The sequence below is a fragment of the Nonomuraea sp. NPDC004702 genome (genome assembly GCF_053601695.1).
Window position 1 is genome coordinate 66,307 of the sequence record NZ_JBSGCE010000022.1, and the last position, 23,421, is coordinate 89,727.

Consider the following 23,421-nt stretch of genomic DNA (forward strand, 5'->3'; position numbering starts at 1 on the left):
CTCCGACGTGGTGCTCGTGGGAGGAGGGCTGAAGCGACCTGACTGGCTCCATCGTCCCATACGGGGGTGGCGCGTCGCGGTATCCCGGCCGCCCGTGTCAGCGCGAGGAGCCGGGGACGCGCTCGGCGCGGCGGGAGGTCAGGCGGTCGGGGGCCGGCCAGCGCACGGCGTGGGCCCAGCCCGCCCGCTCGAACCAGCGGATCAGCCGCGCGCTCGGGTCGAGCTGGCCCTTGAGCACGCCGTGCCGGGCGCAGGTGGGGTCGACGTGGTGCCAGTTGTGCCAGCCCTCGCCGAGCGTCAGCATCGCCACCCACCACACGTTGGACGACCGGTCCCTGGTGCGGAACGGGCGGTCGCCGAAGGTGTGGGCGATCGAGTTCACCGACCAGGTGACGTGGTGCACGACGGCGTAGCGGACCAGGCCGCCCCACAGGAGCCCGCTCCACGCGCCCGCCCACGACATCGACCAGAGTCCGCCGGCCGCGGCCGGAAGCGCGAACGACAGCAGCACGACCGCCGGGTAGGCGGCGTCGAAACGGCGCACGTCCGCATCGGCCAGCAGGTCGGGCACCCAGTGCCGGCGGCTGGAGCGCCGGCGGGCCGTGTAGAACCAGCCGACGTGGGCGTGCAGCATGCCGCGCAGCAGGGCCGGGCCGCTGTCGCCGTAGCGCCACGGCGAGTGCGGGTCGCCCTCGCGGTCGGCGTACTTGTGGTGGCGGCGGTGCTCGGCGGCCCACAGGGTGAGGGGGCCCTCGACGGCCATGCCGCCGGCCAGCATGAGCGCGATCCGCAGCGCCCGGTTGGCCCTGAAGGCGCGGTGGGTGAACAGGCGGTGGTAGCCGATGGCGATGCCGAAGATGCTCACCAGGTACATCACGACCGCGATGGCCAGGTCGCGCGGGCCGATGCCCCAGCCCCAGGCCGCCGGCACCGCGAGGGCCAGCAGCAGCACGGGCAGGACGACCAGGACGACCAGGTAGGCGGTGCGGCGGCCGGTGGTGACCGTCACCGTCTCCGCCGTGCCCGGCTGCGGCAGGGGTGACGTCACGTTTCCTCCCATGAGCGGTACGGGTCGATCAGGCTCCTTATTCAATGACCAGGCCCATGGACTGCGGCAATGTCCTGACAGTGACGGAGTAATTACCGTGAGGCACCAAAACAATGCACTCGATTGTCATGAAGAAAGGGTGTGACGCCTCCCTAGATTGTGATTGCGCAAAGTGATCATCCCTGTGCGCTCCGATATCAGGCGGAAGGTCCACGGAATGGGTGCTGTCGATCAGGCGACCACGGGCGGCTATCTGGAGAGGTACGACCAGGCGCTGGCTGAAGACCCGATATCGGCGTTCGGCCTGGTCCGGGAGTGGATGCGGACCGACTGGCGGAGCCTGTTCGCCGAGCTGCGGGAGCGGCGTCCGGTCTTCGTCACGCCCGCCTTCACGGTCGTCACCCGCTTCGCCGACGTGATCGAGGTGCTCGCCCACGAGCAGGTCTTCTCCGTACGCGCCTTCGGTCCCCGCCTCGACGCCGCGCTGGGCGCCCCGTTCATGCTCGGCCGGGACGCCACGCCGATGAACTGGCGGGAGAAGGGCCTGATGCAGCTCATGCTCGCCCCGGAGGACGCGGCCGGCGTGCGCGAGCTGACCGGCCGCCTGGCCGACGAGCTGCTCGACGCCGCCGAGCCGGGCGGGCGGCTGGAGGCGGTCGAAGGGCTGTTCCGCCCGGTCGCCCTCGGCGTGTGCGCGCGGTATTTCGGCGTTCCCGGCCCCGGCCCGCGCACCCTGGGCCACTGGACGCGGGCCATCGTCGCCGACGGCTTCGCCAACTTCCTCGGCGACCCCGAGCTCCAGGCGGCGTCCGTCAAGGCGGGCGCCGAGCTGGTCGGGTACCTGCGTGACCTGCTCGCCGAGCACCGGGCCACGCTGCGCGCCGGCCGGGACCTGCCCGACGACGTCTTCGCCCGCCTGGTCCGGGCGTCCCTGCCCGCCGTCCCCGACGACCGCATCGTGATCAACATGGCCGGGCTGCCGCTGGGCTTCGTGGAGAGCGCGCCGGGGGCCATGGCCGAGGCGGTCGAGCAGCTCCTGCTGCGCCCGCGGGTGCTGGCCGAGGCCACGGCCGTCGCCGGCGATCCCGAGCGGTTCAACCCGTACGTGTGGGAGGCGCTGCGGTTCAGCCCGTTCTTCAAGCTGCTTCCCCGGCTGTGCGAGCGCGACCACGTGCTGGCCGCCGGCACGCCGCGCAGCACGGTGATCCCGGCGGGCACGTTCGTGCTCGCGGCGCCGGCCTCCGCCATGTTCGACGCGGACGTGGTGCCGGATCCCGGCGAGTTCCGCCTCGACCGTCCCCGTCACCATCGGCTGTTCTTCGGCTCGGGTCATCACGCCTGCCTGGGCGTGCACGTGGCCGAGGTGGTGATCGCCGAGACCGTGCGCCGGCTGCTGCTGCGTCCGGGCGTACGGCTGCTGCCGCCGCCGGAGGGCCGGGTGGAGCGGTCACTCGGGATCTTCCCCGACGCCTTCGCGCTCGGGCTCGGCGCCGGCGTGCGGGAAGGCTGACGATGGCGAGCCGAGCACGCAGCATCGCCACGGACGGCCTGTCCAACCGGCTCAGGTTCCTGGCCCTGACCCACGGCCGGCCCCTCTGGGACCTGCTGCAGAGCAGCCGCCCGGTGCGGCGCCGGATCAACGCCTCGCTGATCGACCACGCGATCCGCGAGATGCCGCCGCGCCCCGAGCCGCTGAGCACCATGGCCGACTACACCTCGTGGGCCTCCCTGACCGACCGCACCTACAGCGGCAGGCACCTGCCTCCGGTCGCCGTCGCCGAAGATCGGCTGCCCACGCCGGAGCGAGCCGCCGACCTGTTCGCCCGCGGCGAGTCCATGATCCCGTGCCCGCGGTCCACGGTGCTCTTCGCGTACTTCGCCCAGTGGTTCACCGACGGCTTCCTGCGCGGCGACGTCAACGTCCCGCGCGACCCGCGCAAGAACAGCTCCAACCACCACATCGACCTCAACCAGGTGTACGGCCTCGACGAGGCGGCGACGGCCGCGCTGCGCGCCTTCGACGGCGGGCTGCTCAAGAGCCAGTCGCTCGGCGGCGGCGAGTTCCCGCCCTACCTGTGCGCGAACGGCAAGATCAAGCCGGAGTTCGCCCCGCTGCGCGTCATCCGCTTCGACCAGCTCTCCGACGCCCGGCGCGACACGCTGTTCGCCACCGGCAGCGACCGGGGCAACGGCCAGATCGGCTTCACCATGCTGACGGTGCTGTTCCTGCGCGAGCACAACAGGGTGGCGCGGCTGCTGGCCCGGGAGAATCCGCGCTGGGACGACGAACGGCTGTTCCAGACCGCCCGCAACGTCCTCATCGTGCTGCTGATCAAACTGGTCGTCGAGGAGTACATCAACCACATCACCCCCTACCACTTCCGGTTCGCCCTCGACCCGTGGCTGTCCACGCGGCTCGACCGCGCGGCCTGGCACCGGCAGAACTGGGCCTCCGTGGAGTTCAACCTCGTCTACCGCTGGCACAGCCTGGTCCCGTCCCGCCTGTCGGTGGCCGGGCGGGAGCTGCCGATGGCCGAGACCTTCTTCGCCGGCTCGCTGCTCCCCGAACCCGGGCTCGGGCGGCTGTTCGAGGACGCCTCCCGCCAGCGCGCCGGGCGCATCGGCCTGTTCAACACCGACCCGGTGCTGCGCGAGATCGACGTGGCCAGCCTCGCCGACTCGCGGGTGCTGGGCCTGGCCCCGTACAACGGCTACCGCGAGCACTGCCGCTTCCCCCGGGTGCGCGCCTTCGAGCAGATCACCGGCGACCGGCGGGTCAGCGGCGCGCTGCGCGACCTCTACCGCGACGTCGACGACGTCGACCTGTACGTCGGGCTGTTCGCCGAGGAGCCCGGCTCCGCCGACGCGATCCTGCCGCCACTGCTGACCAAGATCATCGCCATCGACGCCTTCTCCCAGGCGCTCACCAACCCGCTGCTGGCGCCGCGGATCTTCAACGCCGCCACGTTCTCCCCCCAGGGCCTGCGGGTCATCGCGGCCACGCGCACGCTCTCGGACGTGCTGCGCCGCAACACGCCCGAGGACCCGGCCCCCCGCTTCGTCAGCATGTCCCGGCGGGCCCGGCCGTGACCGGCGACGACGATCCGGCCGCCGGGACCCTGCGCGCCCTGGCCCGGGAGCTGGTGGACGTCGCGGTCGCCATCCACGGCGCGGCGTCGCACGCCACGGCCGCGCTGACCGACGACGCGCTGCTGCGCGCCGTGCCGCGCGCCCCCTCGGCGGCCCGGCCCGCCTACCGGGCGCTGCTGCGGGCCACGACGAACGGCCGGGGCCTCGGTTACTCGTTCGCCGGGGGCCGGCTGGCGACCGCGGCCGCCAAGGCCGGCGCCCTGCTGGGGGCCGAGAGCCTGGCCGTACGGGTGCTGGCCACGTCGTTGCGGTTGCGCGTGGCGGCGGTGGCGGTCGCCCATCCCGAGCTGACCGAGGACCCCATGCTCGCCCGGCTCGTCGAGGCGGCCGCCGCCGACCGCGACGTGGAGGCCGTCCGGGCCCTGCGCGCCCTGGTCAAGGACCGTGGCGCGGTGCGCGCGCTGAGCCAGCTCGCGCCGGTCTTCGGCGAGGTCCTGGCGCTGCGCGCGCTGCTGGACGAGAACCCGCTCAACGACGCCGCCGCCTGGCTCATCGCGACGGGGAGGGGCTTCGCCACCGCCGATCCGCTCCTCGGGCTGAGCAACAGGGCGATCGCCGTCCTCGACGTCGGGGAGGGCGCCGCGCGCCGGGTCGAGCTGAGCGCGGCCGAGTCCGCCCGGCTGTGCGCGCGCGGCTCGCTGCTCGGCTTCCTGTCCAACATCAGCACGATCGGCACCACCGGGCGGGCCCTCCTCCAGAGCGTCGAGGGGCCGGACGGCGTGATCCGGCACGTCCTGCACGCGCCGGGCATGCGCCTCGGGCGTCCCGACGGCGAGTCGCCCCAGGACCTGCTCGGCGCGTTCAGCAGCGCCGTGCTGGCCGCCAGCCCCTACAGCCGCGCCCTGGCACAGGCCGTCGCCGACTACGGGCCGCCGCCGGGCGCCGAACTGGCGCTCGTCGGGCACAGCGCGGGCGGGGCGGCGATCATGAACCTGGCCCAGGACCCCGCCTTCTGCGCCCGGCACACGGTCACGCACGCCGTCGCCGTCGGCTCGCCCGTCGACTTCAAACGCCCCGCCGACCCGCGCACCTGGGTGGCCAGCGTCACCAACCAGCACGACATCATCCCCACCCTCGACGGGCAGGGCGCCGGCACCTGCTTCGACCTGCACCCCGACTGGTACGTGGTGGACTACAGCGATTCCACCCACATGTTCCCGCAGTGCCACAGCATCGAGCGCTACCTCGCCAACCTCACCGACGACCTGCCCGAGGCCCGCGACGTCATCGAGCAGCGGCTCGCCCCGTACCGGGGGCGGGTCGTGCGCTCGCAGGCGTACCTGCTGTTCGATCGTCCGCCCGCGCCGGAGCGGTCGCCCGTCCGGGCCGTGCCGGTGGACGGGCCCGAGGGGGTCGTCGAGCTGCCGATCATTTGCCGCGACGGCGAGGCGCTCACGGCCTGGTTCGCGGTCAGCCCGGCGGCGGTGGCGGGGCTGCTGGAGGGCACGGGGCTCGGTCCCGTCGTACGGGTGGCGGGGCGGGCGCTGGTCGTCGTGCACGCCGCCCGGAACCGGCGCACCGGCGTGGGCGACTACGCGGAGCTGCAGGTCGGCGTCGTCGTGCCGGGGCCGTTCCGGTCGCCGGAGCCCGGCCCGCCGTGGCGGGGCCTCGGTCTTCCCGACCTGCTGCGGGCCGCGGACGTGCGCCGCTCCGGCGCCTTCCTCGTCGGCTCCGCGGTCGACAGCGCGGTCGTCCAGGCCCTGGGCGCGCGGCTGTGGGGCGGCGAGACGTACCTGACGGCTCTGGAGCTGCGGCTCGGCGCGCGGTCCGCGCATCTCGCCGCCGACCGGATCCTCACCCTGCGCGGGCGGCTCGGTCCCGGCCTGCCGCTGAACGATCCCGGCCTGGTCGGCTACGCCCGGGAGGCCGGCGCGGTGCTGCGGTCCCACGTACGCGCCCGCGGGCGGGCCCGGCTGCACGCGGCGCCGTCGTTGCGGCTGGCCGTCGAGCCGCGGTCGGCCCACCCGCTGGCCGGCTGGCTGCGCGAGCTGGGCCTCGACGGCGCCCGCCCGCTGCTGTGCCTGTCGGCCACCACCCGCCGGACGCTCCGGGACGCCGCCGTCCCGGTGCCGACGGGCTGACGGAGGAGCCATGCCCGCCCGGATCGCCGCGATCGTCGCGCACGCCGAAGTCCTGCGCGCGGACGCCCGCGCCCTCGCCGCCTGCGCCGAGCGGCTGCGCGCCGTCGAGGCGGGGCTGAAGGCGGGCGACGGGACGCCCGCCTGGTTGCGCTCGGCGGTGACCGCCCATCTGGCGGCGTGCGTGACCGCCGCCGCCGATCTGGAGGCGTCCGCCCGCCACCTGCTCCGCTACGCGGCCGAGGCGGGCGGCGGGCACACCGAGCAGATGCGGCCCGGCTGCGACGAACCCGGCCGGTAGCGGCACGGGGTCAGCCGTCGGCCCGGGGCTCCGGCTGCTGTCCGGGGTCGGGCGTGGCCGCCGCCCGCTCGCGCGCGGCCCGTGCTTCGGCGGCTTTGGCCCGCCCTTCGGCGCGCACCAGGTGGACGACGCCGACGATGAAGGCTCCGCCGACCACGACGGGAGGCGCGAGAGCGGCCACGATCTCGTACACAGGGACACCTCTTTCCGGGCGGGCTGCCCAGGATACGCAGAACGTCTGGACCTTGGCGGTGCCGACTTCCTCGACCAGGCCGTCGAACTCGGCGGCGAAGGCGGCCTGGTCCGGCCCGGCAGGGCGCGCACCAGGACGACCGCGGCCGCGATCAGGTCCAGGGCCGCTAGAGGGCGAAGCAGACCAAAGGCGCGATCAGCACCGCAAGGGGCCCGCTCAGCTGCAGGACGGCCGCCGAGTAGGCCGCCGCCGACACCCAGCGGGGCCGGCCGCGCCCGTCGAGCAGGCGCTCCAGCCGTTCCACCACACCGGCGTCGGCCAGGGCGAACGTGGCCGCCCCCGGCGCCGCGCCACCGGCCGCCATGCGTACCAGGGCACGCGCCAGAGGCAGCTCTCCGTGCACGCGGCGGGCGTGGTCGTCGGCGATCATCTCCAGCAGCACGGCCACCGCCCCGCGGGCCGTGCGCGCGGCGGGCAGCCACGAGAACGCGTGCGACAACGCCACGAACGGCAGCAGGGCCAGGTGGTGACGGCCGCGCGCGTGCGCCCGCTCGTGCTCCAGGACGGCCCGCAGCTCGGCCGGCGCCAGCGCGTCGAGGGTGCCCTGGCTCAGCACGATGCGCCGGCGTCTGCCCGGCACGCAGTAGGCCACCTGCCCGGCCACCGGCAGCACGTAGGCGTCGTAGGCCGGATGGTGGTCGGCCACCACGTCGACCAGCAGGCGCTGCCGCCGCCGCTCGCGAAGGGTCTTGGCCGTGGCCCGCGCCGTGTGCCCGGTCAGCCAGCTCAGCAGGCCCGCCGACCAGGCCAGGGCCAGCAGGTGCAGCGGGCCGAGGCCGTCCAGCCCGTGGCCGCTGACGATCTGCCGCAGCAGTGTGTGCATGCCGTGCGGGAACACCGCCGCCAGTGGCGCGACCGCGGCCACCAGCCCGAGGCCGACCGCGCCCAGGCCCGCGCCCAGCCCGATGGCCTGCCAGAGCGCCAGCGCCGCCCGCGGGCAACGATATGACCAGGCCGCTCCGGCCAGCGCGTGGGCGACGCGGCCGCCCAGCGTCACCGGCAGCAGCGCCACCCCGGCGGCGACGAACCAGGCGATCACCGCGCCGGTCCGTCCTGCTCCTCCAGCGCCTCGCGCAGCGCCGCGGCCACCTCGGGCGTCACCGTGCCGACGAACCGCTGCACGGCCGCCACCACGTCGCCGGCCTCCGCCAGCGCCGCGCGCATGGCTTCGGCGACGAAGGCGTCCTTGCCCGCGGTGGCCTTGTAGAGGTGGGCCCGGCCGACGCGCTCGCGGGCGACCATGCCCTTGTTCGCCAGGCGCATCAGCACGGTCAGCACCGTCGTGACGGCGGGCTGGGAGGGCAGGCCGGCCGCGAGGTCGTGGGCGAACATGCCCTGAGGATGCCGCCACAGGGCTTCCATGATCGACCGTTCGAGATTGCCGAGTTGCATCCGCGCCTCCTGCCGGGTTCTACCCGAGGTAGAAGGCTACCGCCCGGACGTGCTCAGGGGTCCGTGCGGACGGGCTCGGCGGGATGCGGGCCCGCCGATGAGTTTCGCGACCGCGGCGGGTCTGTCCCTGTGCATCGCAGGCCGCGACCGATCAGTGAGGGACCATGAGCGCGAACGCACTACCGCCCGTCGTCGACGCCGAGACCTGGCGGCTCCGCCTCGACGAGCTGCGGGCCAGGGAGAAGGCCGCCACCCGTGAGCTCGACGCCATCGCCGCCCAGCGCCGTCGCCTGCCGATGGTGCGCATGCCCGACTACGTCCTGGAGGGCGAGGACGGGCCGGTCCGGCTGGCGGACGTCTTCGAAGGCAGGCGGCAGCTGATCGTCTACAACCACATGTGGTTCCCCGGCAAGGAGTGGCAGTGCCCGGGATGCACGGGGTTCACCGCGCAGTTCACCCGCCTGGAGTTCCTGGACGACTACGACGCCCGGTTCGTCGTCGTCACCCAGGGCCCGATCGAGGAGGCCCTGGCCTACCGGCGGCGGGTCGGCAACCGGATGACCTGGTACTCGACGGCCGGCAGCCCGTTCGGGGCCGACGTCGGCGCGCCGCCCGGCGCGGGCTTCGCCGTGAACGTGTTCCTGCGCGACGGCGACGCCGTCTACCGCACCTGGCACACCGACGGCCGGGGCACCGAGCAGCTCACGCACACCTTCGCGCTGATCGACCTGCTGCCGTACGGGCGGCAGGAGGAGTGGCAGGACTCCCCCGACGGCTGGCCGCGCTCGCCGGCCTACAGCCGCTGGCCCTCCTCTCAGGACATCGCCCGGCGCTACGGGCCGGACGATCAGGTTTAGCGATCTTCCGTCATGTCAGGGGGAATGACATGACGGACGACTTACAGCCCATGCCCGATGACTGGACGAGAGCACTGGCCGTCGTGGCCCACCCCGACGACATGGAGTTCGGCAGCGCCGGCGCCGTGGCCGCCTGGACCGGCGCCGGCAAGCAGGTCGGTTACCTCCTGCTCACCCGCGGCGAGGCGGGCATCGACTCGATGCCGCCGGACCAGGCGCGCAAGGTGCGGGAGGAGGAGCAGCGGGCGAGCGCCGCCATCGTCGGCGTCTCGTCGGTCGAGTTCCTCGACCATCCCGACGGCGGGATCGAGCACTCCCCCCGGCTCCGGTACGACCTGGTGGCGGCGCTGCGCCGGCACCGGCCCGAGCTGGTGATCACCTTCAACCACCACGACTTCACCTTCACCGGGAAGTGGAACAGCCCCGACCACCGCGTCACCGGCCGGGCCGTGCTGGACGCGGTCCTCGACGCGGGCAACCGCTGGATCCTGCCCGACGCGGGGGCCGAGCCGTGGGGCGGCGTCAAGTACGTGGCGATCGCCGGCTCCGTGCGGCCGACGCACGCGGTGGACGTGACCGGGCACCTGGACGCGGCGCTGGCCTCGGTCGAGGCGCACGCGGCGTACCTGTCGGCGCTGGGGGTGCCGCCGGGCGGGGCCCGGGTGCCGCTGGAGGGGTTCGTGAACGCCGCGGGTCAGCGGTTCGGCGGCCGTCCGGCGGTGCCGTTCGAGCTGATCTCCTGCTGAACGCCGCCCGGCCCGGCCCGCCGCGCGCGGACCGGGCCAGGGGCGGCTCGCCGGCCGTCAGCCGACCTCGCCGGCCGTCAGTTGACCTCGTCGACGTACTCAGCCAGGCGTTCCTCGTCCACGACCAGGTACGGGTCCGAGGTGGGCAGGACCAGGCCGGCGTCCTTGAATCGTTTGAGGAAGAATCCGACGCGCGACCGGGTGGTGCCGACCATGCCGGAGAGTTCTTCCTGGGTGATGCGTTCCTCGATGGCCCGCACATTCGGGGCACGGCGCTTACCGATCTTTCTGGATAAGCGCAGCAGAACGGAGGCCAGACGCTGCTCGCTGTCCATCGTGACCATTGTCGCGATCACTTCCTGCTGTTCCCGCAGGCGTAGCGCGAGATAGTCGATGAATCCGTCCATGAGTTCGCTCTCGGCCATGGCGGCGCGGAATCGGGCGGCCGGAATGCGGCGCACCCAGGTGGTCCGCATGGCGGTGGCCGTCTCGCTGCGCTCGGCCCCGAGCAGGGAGGACTCGCCGAAGATGTCGCCGGCGGTGAAGATCGAGAGCAGGCATTCCTTGCCGCAGCGCGCGTACATCTGGGTCTTGACCTGACCGCTCTCGATCACGTAGATGTTGCTGTCGCGCTGACCGCAGTTGTAGATGTTGGTGCGTCTCGGCACCCGGATCGAGCAGGCGCCCGACGTTTCCTGCGAGATGAAGGAGCGGAGCCCGGCTCTCAGTTGCGCAGCGTCCGATGACTTCATTTACCCCGCCCCTCGGAATTCATTTCATGACGTCGTTGCCCCTACCCATCAATCGACTGATTAACAAGCTGCCCCATAATTCTCTGATATGTCCGGAGAATTACCTGGAAGCGAATTTCGGCTGTTATCGGGCCGCTGCGGAGTCAATAAAGTCCCGGGCCATATCCATCAACTCCCGGTCACCTTTGAACAGCGAAATGTGGTCGCCGTGCGCCCGCAGATGCAGGACGGCGTCCGGCAGCGCCGCCGCCACCGCCTTCGAGCCCACGGGGTGGGCGGTCTCGTCGTCGTGACTGGAGACCACCAGGACGGGCCGGTCGATCCCGGCCAGCCAGGGGCTCACGTCCGTCGTCATGATCTCCCCGTTCAGGCGGCAGTAGCGGTGCAGCAGCTCGGGCGTCGCGTACGGGTAGACCACCAGGTGCGCCAGGTCGGGCGGCACCGAGGAGAGCATCGTCTGGCAGAGCACGGGATGGATGGCGGCGGCCCGGTCGGGGCCGGCCGCGGCCATCTCCATGAGCCCCACCAGGTTCTGCTGGTGGTGGGTCCGGTCGGCGCCCTTCACGGCGGCGAAGTCGCCGTGCCACAGGCTGAGCGAACCGACGCGACCGGGATCGAGGTGCGCGGCGGCCAGGCCGATGACGGCCCCGCCGCACAGGCACATCAGGTGCGCCCGCCGGACGCCGAAATGGTCCATGACCGCGAAGAGGTCACCGGCCTGCGCCGGCACCCCCACGTCCGGCGGCTCCGCCGAGGGGTCCGGCCCGAACAACGCGCGGGTCTCCCAGGTGAGGACGTGATGGGTGCGGGACAGGAACCGCATCCACTGCTCGCACAGGCGGGCCGGCATGCCGCAGGCGGCCACGATCACGACGGCCGGGGCCTGCGGGTCGCCGGCCGCGTAGGCGGGCAGCGGCGGGCCCCCGTCCGCCGGCACGACCTCCTCGCGCGTGCACAACCCCTCGAAGCCGTCCCGGGCCGCGCCGTCCACGACCTCGTCGACGGCGGCCGGCGGCAGGTCCTCGCCCATGCCGTCATGGAGCGCGAGATGGTCGCTGACCAGGCGTTCGAAGGTGTCGAGCGAGTCGTGGTCGGTCAGGGCGAACTCCGGTGCGCCCAGCCGTCGGGTCACACGGCCCAGGAGGGAGGCGAGGCCGGGCGGGCCGGCCAGGCGCACCGGATGCCGCAGGACGTCCACCAGCGGCCGCGCGTCCTGCACGGCCCGGGTCAGACGTCTCAGTTCGGCGGCCACGAGATGATCACCGCATTCCGTGGATCGTCAGAGGGCGCGTGGGTCGCCGCGCACCGGGGGCGGGCAGAGGTCGGGTGGCGGGAGGGCGCGCGGGTCGCCGCGCGCCGTGGGATTCGGGAGGTCACGGCGGGCCTCATCGGGTGGTGAAGGGGTGGCCGGTGGTGGTGGCCGTGGCGATCCGGTTGTGCGGGTTGGTGTTCTGCCCGGTGACCAGGACGGCGCCGTACCGGTCCAGGCTGACCCGGCCGCCGTACTCCTCGATCTCGTCGGTGTCCGGGTAGACGTCCACCTTGGTCGGGACGTACCGGGCGGCGAACCCCAGGCGCATCTCGTCGGTCAGGCCCTTGTGCGGCAGCGAGGCGTGCATGAGCGTCGACCAGAACAGGATGGCCTCGCCCGGCCTCATCACCATGGAGACGGCCTGCGACTCGTCGGGCTTCCAGTCGGGGTCGATCTGCAGGTCGCGGTAGTCGTAGCCGAAGAAGCCGCGCCGGACGCCGTCCTTGTCCTCCTGGTTGATCTTGTTGGGGTCGTAGTGCATGCGCTTGGTCTCGTCGTAGAACATCGTCTCGTGGGTGCCGGGGATGAACTGCAGGCACCCGGTGTCCTCGTTCGCCTCGGTGAAGGCGGTCCAGACGGTGATCGTGCCGCCGAACTCCTCCGCCTGCGGCCAGACGATCTGCGGCTTGCCGGAGGCGTTGGCGAAGGTGTCGGCCTGGTGCCAGTCGGTGCCCTCGTCCCCGGGGTACTTGGGGAAGAACTCGGTGCGCCAGCAGAGCACGTCCGGGCCGAGCACGCTGACCACGCGGTCCACGATCTGCGGCCGGCTGATGTGGTCGGCCAGGAAGGGCGAGTCCAGGTGCCGGTCGTAGTTGGAGATGTTGGTGTTGCCCGAGGCGGCGTCGTCGCGATAGACGGCGTTGCTGCGGTCCATGAGACGCATGCGCTCGCGCCGCCAGTTCTGGCGCATCTCGTCGATCTCGTAGACCTTGAACGGGCCGAAGTAGCCCTGGGTGTGGAAGCTCTTCAGCTCCTCGGGGGTCATCGAGTACTCGCCCCGGACGGTGGTCTCGTGCATGGTCTATCCCCTCACGGTCAGTCGTTCCTCGACGCAGGAGGCCAGGGCGGCGACCGACGCCTCCTCCTCCAGCTCGCGTCCCGTCAGCTCCAGCCCGAAGCGCTCGTTCACCTGGGCGATGATGCGGGTCATCGCCAGCGAGGTCGCGCCCAGGTCGAACAGGTCCACCCGGGGTGGCACCTCGTCGCGTTCGAGCACGTCCTCGGCGATGCGCTGCACGACCTTGGCGGCCGACGATGCCTGCGCGGACCTGGCCAGAGCGGCGCGGTCCGCCTTTCCCTGCGGCGTCATGGGGATCTCCGACACGATGTGGTAGGTGGACGGGCGGGCGTGCGCCGGCAACCGGCTCGCGGCCCGCTCGGTGAGCTGGTCGATCAGGTCCGGCCCCGGATCGCCGTCCGGCACGACGAAGGCCAGCAGCCGGACGTCGCCCTCGCCGTAGTCGCGGTGGGCCACCACCGCGTGGGCGACCCCCGGATGGCCGAGCAGGCACAGCTCGATCTCCCTGGGCTCCAGGCGGAACCCGCGGACCTTGATCTGGTCGTCGGACCGCCCGAGGTAGGCGTACTCGCCGCCGGGCAGGCGGGTGACGACGTCGCCGGAGTCGTAGCGGCGGCCGCCGTCCGGCGCGACCCTGAACCGCTCGGCGGTCAACTCGGGCCGGTCGAGGTAGCCGCGGGCGAGCCCTGGGCCCGAGACGTGCAGGTTCCCCGTGGTCGCCGGGCGGCCGTGCTCGTCGAGCACGTCGAGGCGCAGGTCCGGGATGGGCACGCCGATCGGGCTCAGCTCGGGGTGGCCGAGGTCGGCCGCGCGGACGCGGCGGTAGGTCACGTGGACGGTGGTCTCGGTGATGCCGTACATGTTGACGAGCTGCGGGTGCTCGTCGCCGTAACGGTCGATCCACGGGGCCAGCAGCTCGACGTCCAGCCGCTCGCCGCCGAAGACGATCCGGCGCAGCCGGTACGGCGACGGCTCCTCCTGCCGGGCGTCGGCCGCCACCAGGTGCCGGAACGCGGAGGGCGTCTGGTTCAGCACGGTGACGCCCTCCGCCACCAGCAGCCGGCGCAGCGACTCTGGCGACCTGGCCACGTCCGCCGGGACGATCACCAGCCGGCCGCCGTACAGCAGCGCGCCCCAGAGCTCCCACACCGAGAAGTCGAAGCTGACGGAGTGGAAGAGCGTCCAGACGTCGTCGTCGCCGAAGCCGAACCACTGCTCGGTCCGCTCCAGCAGGCGCACGACGTTGCGGTGCTCGACCAGCACCCCCTTGGGCGCGCCGGTCGAGCCCGAGGTGTAGATGACGTAGGCCAGGTCCTCGTCGCGGGCCGTGGCCGCGGGGCGTCCCTCGGGCGGCTCGGCGTCGGCGAGCACGACCTCGCCGGGCAGGACGCCGCCGAGCCGGCCGGCCACCCCGGACGTCGTGACGACCGTGCGGACCCCGCTGTCCTCCAGCAGGTACGCGGTCCGCCCCGCCGGGTAGCCGGGGTCGATCGGCACGTACGCGCCGCCCGCCTTGAGTATCGCGAGCAGCCCCGCCACCAGGTCGATGCCGCGGTCGGCGCACAGCCCCACCAGCACGCCGGGGCCGGTCCCGGCAGCCTGCAGCAGGCAGGCCAGCCGGTCGGCGCGGGCGTCCAGGTCTCCGTAGGTGATCTCCTCGGCGCCGCAGGTCACGGCGATCCGGTCGGGGGCCTTCGCGGCGCGCTCGGCGAAGATCTCGTGCAGGCAGCGGCCGATCATGTCGCGTACATCCCCCAGTGATGCGGGGTGAGGCCGGTGTCGTGCATGCTGCCGGGCACGAACATCCTGGCCCAGGTGCCGCCGCCGCGCTCGGGCGCGATGCGCTGCTGGAAGTACAGGTCCCGCACCTTCTCGTCCTTCACGTGCAGCGCCAGGACCTTGTAGTAGGTGCTCAGCGACTTCATGTGGATCAGCCAGTGGATGCGGTCGGCCGCGCCGAAGGCCTCCTCGTAGACGAAGACGGTGGCCTCGCCGGGCAGGTTCTCGTTGATGGACTCGGCGGCCTCGCGGGCGAACGTGCGCCCCTCGGACCGGAAGTCGTAGTCGAGCTGGGCGGTCCGGTGCAGCAGCAGGCCGCAGTTGCCCGAGTGGACGAGCTGCTCGTAGGGCTGCGGCACCTGCTCGCGGGCGCCGGGCAGCCCGGTGATCTCGCCCTGCTGCAGGTAGACCGTGGACTGCTTCTCGCGCTCGCCGTCGACCGCGGTCCCGTACATGCCCCAGAACTGGGGCAGCAGCACGGTCTCGGTCATGCTGCCGTCGACGAAGATCTCGTCCCAGCCGCTGTCGGCGGTGTTGTCGCGGTACTCGCCGTCGGAGGTGCCCATGTGCACCATCTGCTCGTAGGCGTGCAGCGAGCTGAGGTGGATCAGCCAGTGCAGCCGGTCCTTGGTCCCGAACGTCTCCTCGTACAGGAAGACGCTGGCGACGCCCACCTGCTTGGCGGTCACCATCTCGGCCATCATGCGGGCGAACTTGCGCCCCTTGGCGTGGGCGCCGTTCCTGACCTGCGCGGTCCGCTCGACGATCACGCCAGCCGTGGCCGAGTTGATCAGATCCGCCGCGGGCACCGAGGTCTGCTGCTCGGCCGGCGGGATGACGGGATTCGGGTTGGTCATCGTTCCACTCCGTCTGTCGGCTTGTTCGTCACGCTAATGAGGGCCCGCCGTGCTGCCTGCTCAATAGTGAGCAGGGGCTTCACAGCGGGATGTTGGTGTGGTCGCCGCGCAGCGGCACGGCCTTGAGCAGGGCCTCGGCGAGCCGCCGCCGGGTGCCGGCGGGCTCGATCACCTCGTCCACGACGCCGATCTCCACGGCCTTGCCGACGCCGCCGGCCTCGCGTTCGTGCTCGGCGACGAGCCGGCGGCGCAGCTCCTCGCGCCCGTCCCGCGGTCCGTCGCGCAGCTTCCTGCGGTGCAGGATGTCCACGGCGGCCTCGGCGCCCATGACGGCCACCTCGGCGGTGGGCCAGGCGTAGACCGCGGAGGCGCCCAGGGCGCGGGAGTTCATGGCGACGTACGCGCCGCCGTAGGACTTGCGCAGCACGAGCGTCACCCGGGGCACGACGGCCTCGGCGAAGGCGTGCAGCAGCTTGGCGCCGCGCCGGACCACGCCGTCCCACTCCTGCCGGACGCCGGGCAGATAGCCGGGCACGTCCACGAGCACGACGAGCGGCACGCCGAGCGAGTCGCACATGCGGACGAACCGCGCGGCCTTCTCGGCCGCCGCCGCGTCGAGGCAGCCCCCCTTGCGCAGCGGGTTGTTGGCGATGACGCCGACGGTCCTGCCGGTCAGCCGGCCGAGCGTGGTGACGAGGTTGGGCGCCCACTTCGGGTGCAGCTCCTCGCCGGGGCCGTCGAGCAGCCGGGCGACGATCGGGTGCACGTCGTAGGCGCGCCTGGCGCGTTCGGGGAGCAGGCCGCCGAGCTCGGGGTCGTCGCGGGCCTCCCAGGGACGCAGCTCGCCCTGGCCGCCGAGCAGGGTGGTGATCCGGCGGGCGGCGGCGACGGCGCTCTCGTCGTCCGGCGTGGTGAGGTGGGCCAGGCCGCTGCGCCTGCTGTGCGGGTCGGGGCCGCCGAGCCGTTCCATGTCGACGTCCTCGCCGGTGACCTTGCGGACGACGTCCGGGCCGGTGACGAAGACGCGCCCGCTCTCGCTCATGATCACCACGTCGGTGAGCGCCGGGCCGTAGGCCGCGCCGCCGGCGGCCGGGCCGAGCACGACGGAGATCTGCGGGACGGCGCCGGAGGCCCGGACCATCGCGGCGAACACCTGGCCGACGCCGTCGAGCGCGGTGACGCCCTCGCCCAGCCGGGCGCCGCCGGAGTGCCAGAGGCCGACGACGGGCGCCCGCTCCCGGACGCCCAGGTCGATGGCCCGGACGATGCGGGCGCAGCCCTCGGCGCCCATCGCGCCGCCCATCCGGCCGGGGTCGGTGGCGTAGGCGACCGCCGGTCCGCCGCCGATGCCGCCGCGGGCGGCGAGCACGCCGCAGCCGTCGTCGCCGTCGTCGTCACCGGGCAGCGGCCGGACGGTCCCGGGGTCGAAGAGCGCGCGGACCCGGTCCCGCGGGTCGCGGTTCATCCCCAGGTCACCGGGAGGGCGTGCACGCCGTACACGAACATGTCGGAGCGGAAGGGCACCTCCTCCAGCGGCACCGCGAGGCGCAGCCCCGGGAGCCGGGCGAACAGCGTGGACCAGGCGATCTCCAGCTGGGCGCGGGCCAGGAGCTGGCCCATGCACTGGTGGATGCCGAAGCCGAAGGACAGGTGCTCCTGCCGGTCGGCGAGGTCGCCGAAGCGGCCGAAGTCCAGCCGGTCCGGGTCGGCCCACACCTCCTCGTCGCGGTTGGCCGCGGCCAGCACGACGACCACGCCCTCGCCCTTCCTGATCAGCCTGCCGCCGACCTCGACGTCTGCGGTGGCCGCGCGGCGGGCGCCGTAGTCGATGACGGTCTGGTGGCGGATGATCTCCTCGATGGCGGCGGGCAGCGCCTCGGGACGTTCGCGCAGCTCGGCCAGGCGTTCGGGGTTCTCCAGCAGCGCCACGGTGCCCACGCCGATCTGGTTGGCGATGGTCTCGTAGCCGGCCACCATCAGCAGCGTGGCGATGCCGACGACCTCCTCCCGGCTGACCTTGGCCGCCTCGCGGTGGGCGCCCAGGCGGCTGAGCAGGTCGTCGGCGGGCCGCTGCTCGCGCTCGGCGACCAGCCGCTCCAGGTAGTGGCGCAGGTCCTCGCGGACCTTCATGCGCTGCTCGGGCTCCACGTTGCGGTCGCCGATGACCTTGGTGGTCTCGTGGAAGTAGTCGCGGTCCTCGTACGGCACCCCGAGCAGCTCGGTGATGACCTGGGAGGGCAGCGGCAGGGCCAGCGTCTGGACCAGGTCGGCAGGCGGGCCCTGGGCGGCCATCTCGTCCACGAGCGCCTCGGTGATGCGCCGGATGGCCGGGCGCAGCGCCTCGACCCGCCTGCGGTTGAACTCCGGCAGCAGCAGGCGGCGCAGCCGCGAGTGGTCGGGCGGGTCCATCCTGATGAAGGTGCCCGGCCCCGGAGGCTGCGAGGTGAGCCGGGCCGGGAAGCCGGGGGTGGCGAAGTCGGAGCTGAACCGGGCGTCGCCGAGCACGGCGCGGGCGTCCTCGTACCGCGTCACCAGCCAGACCTCGCTCCCGTCGAAGTCCAGCCGGACGCGCGTGATGGGCCGCCCCGCCTGCAGGTCCCGATATTCGGACGGCGGATCCAGCGGGCACGTCCTGGGGATGGGGTAGGAGTCCATGCCAGCAGCCTCGCCCGCGCGCTCGCGTACGTCTGCTCAACTGTGAGCAGGCGCGTGCGGACATGGCGATGGCGGGGCCGCGCACGGCCCCGCCACCCGGTGCTCCGGGGTCACGCCCTGGCGGCACGCCCCTGGTTGGGCGCGGCCTTCTGGTCGGCCTTGCCCGCCTTCGACCTGCCCATCGACATGTCGCGCAGCGGCACCTCCTTCAGGAAGAGGCTGGCCACCAGGCCGATGCCGACCGCGATCGCGCAGGCCAGGAACAGGTCGCCCAGCGCGTCGGCGAGCACCGCCGGCGCGACGCCCTCGCCGCCCTGACCGGCGACGCCGAGCCGGGACGACATGATCGAGCCGAGGATCGCCAGCGAGACCGGCCCGGCGATCATCCGCCAGAACTGGATCTGGCTGGTGCCGACGCCCACCTGCTCCATCGGGATCGCGCTCTGCGTGACGGCCGTGGCCATCGGGAACGCGATGCCGATGCCGACGCCGATGAGCACCATGGCGACGATCGGCAGGCCCTGCCCGCTGTCCGGCCCGACGGCCGACAGGATCAGCAGCCCGGCGACGATGGCGGCCATGGCGAACACGCCGAGCAGCCGGTAGCGCGGCATGGCCGTCATCGCCTTGCCGGCGATCGGGGCCATGAGCATCAGGCCGAGCATCATCGGGATCAGCAGCGTGCCGGAGTGGGTCGCGCTCACGCCGAGCACGCCCTGGTAGAGCAGCGGCACGTAGAAGGCCGTGCCCATCATGGCGAACGCGGAGAAGAAGGCCACCACGGCCATGACGGACACCTGGTTGCTCCGGAACAGCGCGAACGGCACCAGCGGGTTCTTGGCCACCCGCGTCTCGACGAAGTAGAACGCCACCAGCAGCACGGCGCCGCCGATCAGCAGGGCCAGCACCTCGGGCGAGGTCCAGGCGTGCCGGTCGCCGGTGAGCGTGAGCCCGATCAGGATCGGGACGAGCCCGGCCACGAGCGTGACGACGCCGGCGAAGTCGATGTCGCGCCAGCTCGCGCCGCTGCGCACGAACGGGACGCCGATCAGCACGGCGGCGATCGCGAGCAGCCCGATGGGCACGTTGACGTAGAAGACCCAGCGCCAGCTCCAGTTGTCGGTGATGAACCCGCCGAGCAGCGGCCCGATCACCATGCTGAGGCCGGAGAAGCCGAAGAACACGCCCTGCATCTGGGTGCGGCGCTCCGGCGTGTAGACGTCGGCGAGCAGCGTGAAGACGTTGGCCATCAGCACGCCGCCGAACAGCCCCGCCAGCCCTCGCGCGCCGACGAGCTGGGGCATCGTCTGGGCCGCGCCGCACAACCACGACGCCACCAGGAAGCCCGCCAGGCCGACGAGCAGCACCGGTTTGCGGCCGAACATGTCGCCGAGCTTCCCGGCGATCGGCACGACGACGGCGGCCGCGACGGCGTAGGAGACCCCCACCCACGCGTACAGCGACAGGCCGTGCAGGTCGGCGGCGATCCGGGGCATCGCCGCCCCCACCACCGAGACGTCGATCGACGCCAGCGCCAGGGCCAGGAGTGCGCCGATGGTGGCGAACAGCTGGCCGCGCGTACTCGAACCGGTTTGGTTCATGTCATCGCCTCCCTTGTTCTTGGCAGCCGTCCCACTTCTTCGCGGACCCATGCCGACTCCAGCCCACACGAAAGCGCCCCACGGGTCTGCTCAACACTGAGCATCCGGGGAGCGCCCGGCTTCCTACCATCGGCCGCATGACGACGAACCCGGCAGAACTGGTCAGCGCCCGTCGGGGCGATCATGTGGCACTCGTCGTGGACGGCGAGCGCGAGCTGCGGGTGGCCGACTGGACCGCCCGGTCGGAGGAGCTGGCCGCCCGGCTGGCCCCGGTCAGGACGGCGCTGCGGCACGACGACTGGATCGGGCACGCGGTCGCCGCCGTGGCCGTGCACCTGGCCGGCGGCACCGTGCTCGGGCTGCCGCCCGCGCTGCCGGAGGAGGAGGTCCGCGCCCGGCTGGCCGAGTGCGGGGTGGGTCAGGTGCTGCCCGGCCCGTTGGGTGACGCGGCGGGCGCCCGGGACGACGACGTCGCCGAGATCCTCTACACCTCGGGCACGACCGGCCGCCCCAAGGCCGTGGCGGTCCCCGTCGCGAACCTCACCTACGGCCACGAGGGCCGCGGGAAGCTGTTCACCGGCGTGGACGGGGTGCTGGCCGCCGTCCCGCTGGGCACGAACGCCGGGCACAGCGCGCTGATGACGGCGATGACCGCCCCGGCGACCACGCACGTGCTGACCGACCTCGGGCCGGAGAACGTGGCCCGCATGCTGGAGAAGCTGCGGGTGCCGATGGCGATCGTCCCGCCGTCCACCGCGACCCGGATGGTGGCGCACGGCTGGCACGAGCGGTACGACCTGTCCGGCCTGCGGGCGCTCATGCTGGGCTCGGCGCCGGTGCCGATGGCCACGGTGGCCCGGCTCATGGAGGCGCTGCCGGACGTGCGGATCGTCATCGGCTACGGCTCGACGGAGTCGGCCCCCGCCTTCGTGCACCGCCCGGTGGAGACGCCGCCCACGCCGGAAGACGAGGGGCTGCTGGGCCGCCCGAGCGCGGGCACCGAGGTGCGGGTCACCGACGCGGGCGAGATCTGCCTGCGCTCGGCCGCCCCCCGCCGCTGGTACCTGACCGACGCCGCCGCCGACGAGCGCACCTTCCGCGACGGCTGGACCCACATGGGCGACCTGGGCGAACTGGACGGGGAGGGCCGGCTGCGCTTCTTCGACCGGGCCGCCGACGTCATCACCGCCGGCGGGCGCCGGATCTCCTCGCTGCGGGTCGAGCACGCCCTGCACTGGCATCCCGAGGTGGTCGAGGCCGCCGCGGTCCAGGGGCCGCGGGGCGTCACGGCGGCCGTCGTGCTGCGCTCGCCCGTGCCCGAGGACGAGCTGCGCGCCTTCGCCGCCGACCGGCTGGACCCGGCCGAGCGGCCGGCGCGGTACGTGGTCGCGAAGTCGCTGCCGCGCGGGCCGATCGGCAAGACGCTCAAGCGCGAGCTGGCGGGCTAACCGGCGGTGGCCAGCTCGTGCAGCTTGGAGACGGTCTTCCAGTTGCGGGCGGTGGCGGTGACGCCGAGCTTCTTCTCCCAGAAGGAGTAGGACAGCTTGGTGTTGCGCACCCCGTCGGGGCACCAGACGTAGATCTCCTTGCCGACGTGCTTGAAGACGTCGGGCTTGAAGGCGTCGGGGTCGAGCGCCTTGATCGGCCCTGCGTCGGGCTTGTCCGACAGGAACGTGACGAGGTGCAGGGCGTCGTCGGCGGCGACGTCCCCCAGCGGGTTGGCCTTGAGGATCTCGCCCAGCTCGGTGCCCGTCCTGGCCAGGACGGGCACCGAGACGCCGAGGTCGCGGGCGAGCGCGGCCTGGATCTCGGCCGCCGCCTTGTCGGGGCTCTTCCCGCTGGTGTAGACGACGTTGCCGCTCTGCAGGTGCGTCTTGACGTCCTCGAAGCCGAGGCCCTCCAGCAGCTTGCGGAGCTCGGCCATGCTCACCATGTTCCGGCCGCCGACGTTCACTCCGCGCAGCAGCGCCACCTGCCTGGACATGTCGCTCAACCCCTTCTGCCCGCCACCGCCTGGGGACGGAACTGCCTGATGCGCTCGACCAGATAAGCCGCGTCGTCCTTTACCCACCAGATGAGCGCCGAACCGTAGGAGTGCTGGCACTGCATGCCGAGGACGTAGAGTCCGGGGGACGCGGTCACACCGCGGTCCTGCGTGATGCCGCCGCCCTCGTCCTGGACGGGCGCGTGCACCCAGGAGTAGTCGTAGCGGAAGCCGGTCGCCCAGACGACGGCGTCGACGTCGGCCGAGCGGCCGTCCTCGAAGCGCATCGTGCGGCCCTCGGCGTCGACCGTGCGGCCCACGAGCTCGAAGCGGTGCCGCTTGGCCAGCTTCTTCAGGCTCGGCCCGACCAGGATCGTCTTCTTGTGCAGCCGGTCGCGCTCGCCCATCAGCGGCTTGGCGATCAGCCCGAACTTGTCGCCCCACCAGTGCAGGCCCTTGCCCAGGAACCGGCGGCCGAAGTGCGGCAGGGGCGAGCCCTGCGACAGCAGCACGCGGCGGCCGGCGGCCAGCTCGGGCGCGATCTGGGCGCCGGAGTTCGCCGCCCCGACCACGACGACGGTCCCGCCCGGCACCTGGGACGGGTTGCGGTAGCGGCCGGTGTGCACCTGGTAGACCTCGGGGTCCAGCCGGCCCGCGAGCTCGGGCACCTTCGGCACCCGGTAGGCGCCGGTCGCGATGATCACCTGCGGCGCCTCGTACGTGCCCTTCGTGGTCTCCAGCCGGTAGCCGCCCTCGATCGGCTCCAGGGAGGTGACGCGGGTGCCGAGCCTGACCGGCAGGTCGAACTCCTCGCCGTACGCCTCGACGTAGTCGGCCATCTCCTCCTTGGTGGGGAAGCGGTTCTTCCGGCCGGGGAAGCGCAGGCCGGGCAGGGCACAGTACTCGGCGATCGTGAACAGCTCCAGGGAGTCCCAGCGCTGCCGCCACGCCTCGCCGAGCCGCGGTTCCTCGTCGAGGATGACGAAGGGGATGCCGGCCTGTTTCAGGTAGTAGCCCGCGACGAGCCCGCTCTGGCCGCCACCGACGACGATCACTTCAGTGTCCATGCGGCCATCGTCGCGCGCGGGCGCGAGGCGGTCTGCTCAACACTGAGCAGTTCCTGACATGCGAGTACGCGGAGCCCTCGGCCCCGCGTACCCGACTGCGTGCAGCGCCTACTTGAGGTTGAAGTTGAGGGTGACCTCCGCCGAGCCGTCGGTCTTGGAGACGTACCCTCCCTTGCCGCTCAGCCCCTTCAGCTCCTCCGTGCCGGAGTTCGGCACGACGGACCAGTCGGCCTTGGCCACGCCGCCGTCGAAGGTGCCCGTCGCCTGCAGCACGAAGGAGCCCTTCTTGCCGCGGACGCTCCCGACGACCTTCTGCAGGCCGACGAAGCTGGCCTCGGTGTCGCTGGCGTAGGCCATCAGGTACTCGGCCTGCCCCTCGCCTTCGATGTCGCCGGTCCAGGCGTTGGTGACGTGGGCCTGAGTGAGCTTGGGCTGGCCCTTCTTCTCCTCGTAGGGCTTCTCGTCCCAACCGGTGATCTGGTACGAGCCCTTACCTTGGGTAGTCATGTCAGCTCCCTTTTTTGCTCTCTTTTTCGCTACCCCTGACCCTGGGCGCTATGCGTCGGCCGTC

22 protein-coding genes are annotated in these 23,421 nt (G+C 72.8%); 7 read left to right on the forward strand and 15 right to left on the reverse strand.

What is annotated here, in order from left to right; translation table 11 throughout:
- Positions 1 to 97: 97 nt before the first annotated feature.
- On the reverse strand, positions 98 to 1,048 hold the full coding sequence (locus ACWEJ6_RS26405; RefSeq protein ID WP_452426969.1) for an acyl-CoA desaturase: 951 nt from the start codon (positions 1,046 to 1,048) through the stop codon (positions 98 to 100).
- A 217-nt stretch (positions 1,049 to 1,265) separates the two neighbouring features.
- Between ACWEJ6_RS26405 and ACWEJ6_RS26410 the strand changes: the two genes are divergently transcribed.
- From ACWEJ6_RS26410 to ACWEJ6_RS26425, 4 genes are read left to right on the forward strand one after another with little or no spacing between them, the layout of a single operon-like run.
- Positions 1,266 to 2,558, forward strand: a complete 1,293-nt coding sequence (locus ACWEJ6_RS26410) for a cytochrome P450 (RefSeq protein ID WP_452426971.1) — start codon at positions 1,266 to 1,268, stop codon at positions 2,556 to 2,558.
- A 2-nt stretch (positions 2,559 to 2,560) separates the two neighbouring features.
- Positions 2,561 to 4,138 carry a peroxidase family protein gene (locus ACWEJ6_RS26415; protein ID WP_452426973.1) on the forward strand — a complete coding sequence of 526 codons (1,578 nt, stop codon included), beginning with the start codon at positions 2,561 to 2,563 and terminating at the stop codon, positions 4,136 to 4,138.
- On the forward strand, positions 4,135 to 6,279 hold the full coding sequence (locus tag ACWEJ6_RS26420) for a hypothetical protein (RefSeq protein ID WP_452426975.1): 2,145 nt from the start codon (positions 4,135 to 4,137) through the stop codon (positions 6,277 to 6,279). The genes ACWEJ6_RS26415 and ACWEJ6_RS26420 overlap by 4 nt, the downstream gene beginning before the upstream one ends.
- Before the next feature lie 10 nt (positions 6,280 to 6,289).
- Positions 6,290 to 6,577, forward strand: a complete 288-nt coding sequence (locus ACWEJ6_RS26425; RefSeq protein WP_452426977.1) for a hypothetical protein — start codon at positions 6,290 to 6,292, stop codon at positions 6,575 to 6,577.
- 10 nt (positions 6,578 to 6,587) lie between these two features.
- Here ACWEJ6_RS26425 and ACWEJ6_RS26430 read toward each other — a convergent pair whose 3' ends face one another.
- From ACWEJ6_RS26430 to ACWEJ6_RS26440, 3 genes are all read right to left on the reverse strand, one after another.
- Positions 6,588 to 6,770 carry a hypothetical protein gene (locus ACWEJ6_RS26430; RefSeq protein WP_387665508.1) on the reverse strand — a complete coding sequence of 61 codons (183 nt, stop codon included), beginning with the start codon at positions 6,768 to 6,770 and terminating at the stop codon, positions 6,588 to 6,590.
- Positions 6,771 to 6,936: 166 nt separating this feature from the next.
- The gene (locus ACWEJ6_RS26435) at positions 6,937 to 7,869 is read right to left on the reverse strand and encodes a M56 family metallopeptidase (RefSeq protein WP_452426979.1); all 933 of its coding nucleotides are present in this window, start codon (positions 7,867 to 7,869) and stop codon (positions 6,937 to 6,939) included.
- Entirely contained in the window at positions 7,866 to 8,222 is a 357-nt protein-coding gene (locus ACWEJ6_RS26440; RefSeq protein WP_357994884.1) for a BlaI/MecI/CopY family transcriptional regulator, read from the reverse strand. The genes ACWEJ6_RS26435 and ACWEJ6_RS26440 overlap by 4 nt, the downstream gene beginning before the upstream one ends.
- A gap of 164 nt (positions 8,223 to 8,386) precedes the next feature.
- Here ACWEJ6_RS26440 and ACWEJ6_RS26445 point away from each other — a divergent pair, with 164 nt between their 5' ends.
- On the forward strand, positions 8,387 to 9,079 hold the full coding sequence (locus ACWEJ6_RS26445) for a DUF899 domain-containing protein (RefSeq protein ID WP_387665500.1): 693 nt from the start codon (positions 8,387 to 8,389) through the stop codon (positions 9,077 to 9,079).
- 29 nt (positions 9,080 to 9,108) lie between these two features.
- Positions 9,109 to 9,825, forward strand: a complete 717-nt coding sequence (locus tag ACWEJ6_RS26450; protein ID WP_452426981.1) for a PIG-L deacetylase family protein — start codon at positions 9,109 to 9,111, stop codon at positions 9,823 to 9,825.
- 77 nt (positions 9,826 to 9,902) lie between these two features.
- On the opposite strand, the gene ACWEJ6_RS26455 is transcribed toward ACWEJ6_RS26450, so the two are convergent.
- From ACWEJ6_RS26455 to ACWEJ6_RS26490, 8 genes are all read right to left on the reverse strand, one after another.
- On the reverse strand, positions 9,903 to 10,577 hold the full coding sequence (locus ACWEJ6_RS26455; protein ID WP_452426983.1) for a Crp/Fnr family transcriptional regulator: 675 nt from the start codon (positions 10,575 to 10,577) through the stop codon (positions 9,903 to 9,905).
- A gap of 124 nt (positions 10,578 to 10,701) precedes the next feature.
- Entirely contained in the window at positions 10,702 to 11,829 is a 1,128-nt protein-coding gene (locus ACWEJ6_RS26460) for an alpha/beta fold hydrolase (RefSeq protein WP_452426985.1), read from the reverse strand.
- Between the two features lie 133 nt (positions 11,830 to 11,962).
- Positions 11,963 to 12,907 carry a chlorinating enzyme gene (locus ACWEJ6_RS26465; RefSeq protein ID WP_452426987.1) on the reverse strand — a complete coding sequence of 315 codons (945 nt, stop codon included), beginning with the start codon at positions 12,905 to 12,907 and terminating at the stop codon, positions 11,963 to 11,965.
- A 3-nt stretch (positions 12,908 to 12,910) separates the two neighbouring features.
- Positions 12,911 to 14,647, reverse strand: a complete 1,737-nt coding sequence (locus ACWEJ6_RS26470; RefSeq protein ID WP_452426989.1) for an amino acid adenylation domain-containing protein — start codon at positions 14,645 to 14,647, stop codon at positions 12,911 to 12,913.
- The gene (locus tag ACWEJ6_RS26475; protein ID WP_452426991.1) at positions 14,644 to 15,543 is read right to left on the reverse strand and encodes a DUF6039 family protein; all 900 of its coding nucleotides are present in this window, start codon (positions 15,541 to 15,543) and stop codon (positions 14,644 to 14,646) included. The genes ACWEJ6_RS26470 and ACWEJ6_RS26475 overlap by 4 nt, the downstream gene beginning before the upstream one ends.
- A 79-nt stretch (positions 15,544 to 15,622) precedes the next feature.
- Positions 15,623 to 17,008 (reverse strand): acyl-CoA carboxylase subunit beta, encoded by a 1,386-nt coding sequence (locus ACWEJ6_RS26480; protein WP_452426993.1) that lies wholly within the window; start codon positions 17,006 to 17,008, stop codon positions 15,623 to 15,625.
- Entirely contained in the window at positions 17,005 to 18,198 is a 1,194-nt protein-coding gene (locus ACWEJ6_RS26485) for a cytochrome P450 (RefSeq protein WP_452426995.1), read from the reverse strand. Before ACWEJ6_RS26485 ends, ACWEJ6_RS26480 begins: the two co-directional genes overlap by 4 nt.
- Positions 18,199 to 18,308: 110 nt before the next feature.
- Positions 18,309 to 19,799, reverse strand: coding sequence for a DHA2 family efflux MFS transporter permease subunit (locus tag ACWEJ6_RS26490; protein WP_452426997.1), 1,491 nt, complete (start codon positions 19,797 to 19,799; stop codon positions 18,309 to 18,311).
- 137 nt (positions 19,800 to 19,936) lie between these two features.
- On the opposite strand from ACWEJ6_RS26490, the gene ACWEJ6_RS26495 reads away from it, so the two are divergent.
- Positions 19,937 to 21,247 carry a class I adenylate-forming enzyme family protein gene (locus ACWEJ6_RS26495; RefSeq protein WP_452426999.1) on the forward strand — a complete coding sequence of 437 codons (1,311 nt, stop codon included), beginning with the start codon at positions 19,937 to 19,939 and terminating at the stop codon, positions 21,245 to 21,247.
- Here ACWEJ6_RS26495 and ACWEJ6_RS26500 read toward each other — a convergent pair.
- The 3 genes from ACWEJ6_RS26500 to ACWEJ6_RS26510 all read right to left on the reverse strand — a co-directional run bounded on the left by ACWEJ6_RS26500 (position 21,244) and on the right by ACWEJ6_RS26510 (position 23,357).
- Positions 21,244 to 21,783 carry a DUF1697 domain-containing protein gene (locus ACWEJ6_RS26500; protein ID WP_452427001.1) on the reverse strand — a complete coding sequence of 180 codons (540 nt, stop codon included), beginning with the start codon at positions 21,781 to 21,783 and terminating at the stop codon, positions 21,244 to 21,246. The genes ACWEJ6_RS26495 and ACWEJ6_RS26500 overlap by 4 nt on opposite strands.
- Before the next feature lie 5 nt (positions 21,784 to 21,788).
- Positions 21,789 to 22,850 (reverse strand): flavin-containing monooxygenase, encoded by a 1,062-nt coding sequence (locus ACWEJ6_RS26505; protein WP_452427003.1) that lies wholly within the window; start codon positions 22,848 to 22,850, stop codon positions 21,789 to 21,791.
- A gap of 108 nt (positions 22,851 to 22,958) precedes the next feature.
- Entirely contained in the window at positions 22,959 to 23,357 is a 399-nt protein-coding gene (locus ACWEJ6_RS26510) for a DUF3224 domain-containing protein (protein WP_352327373.1), read from the reverse strand.
- Between the last annotated feature and the right edge of the window lie 64 nt (positions 23,358 to 23,421).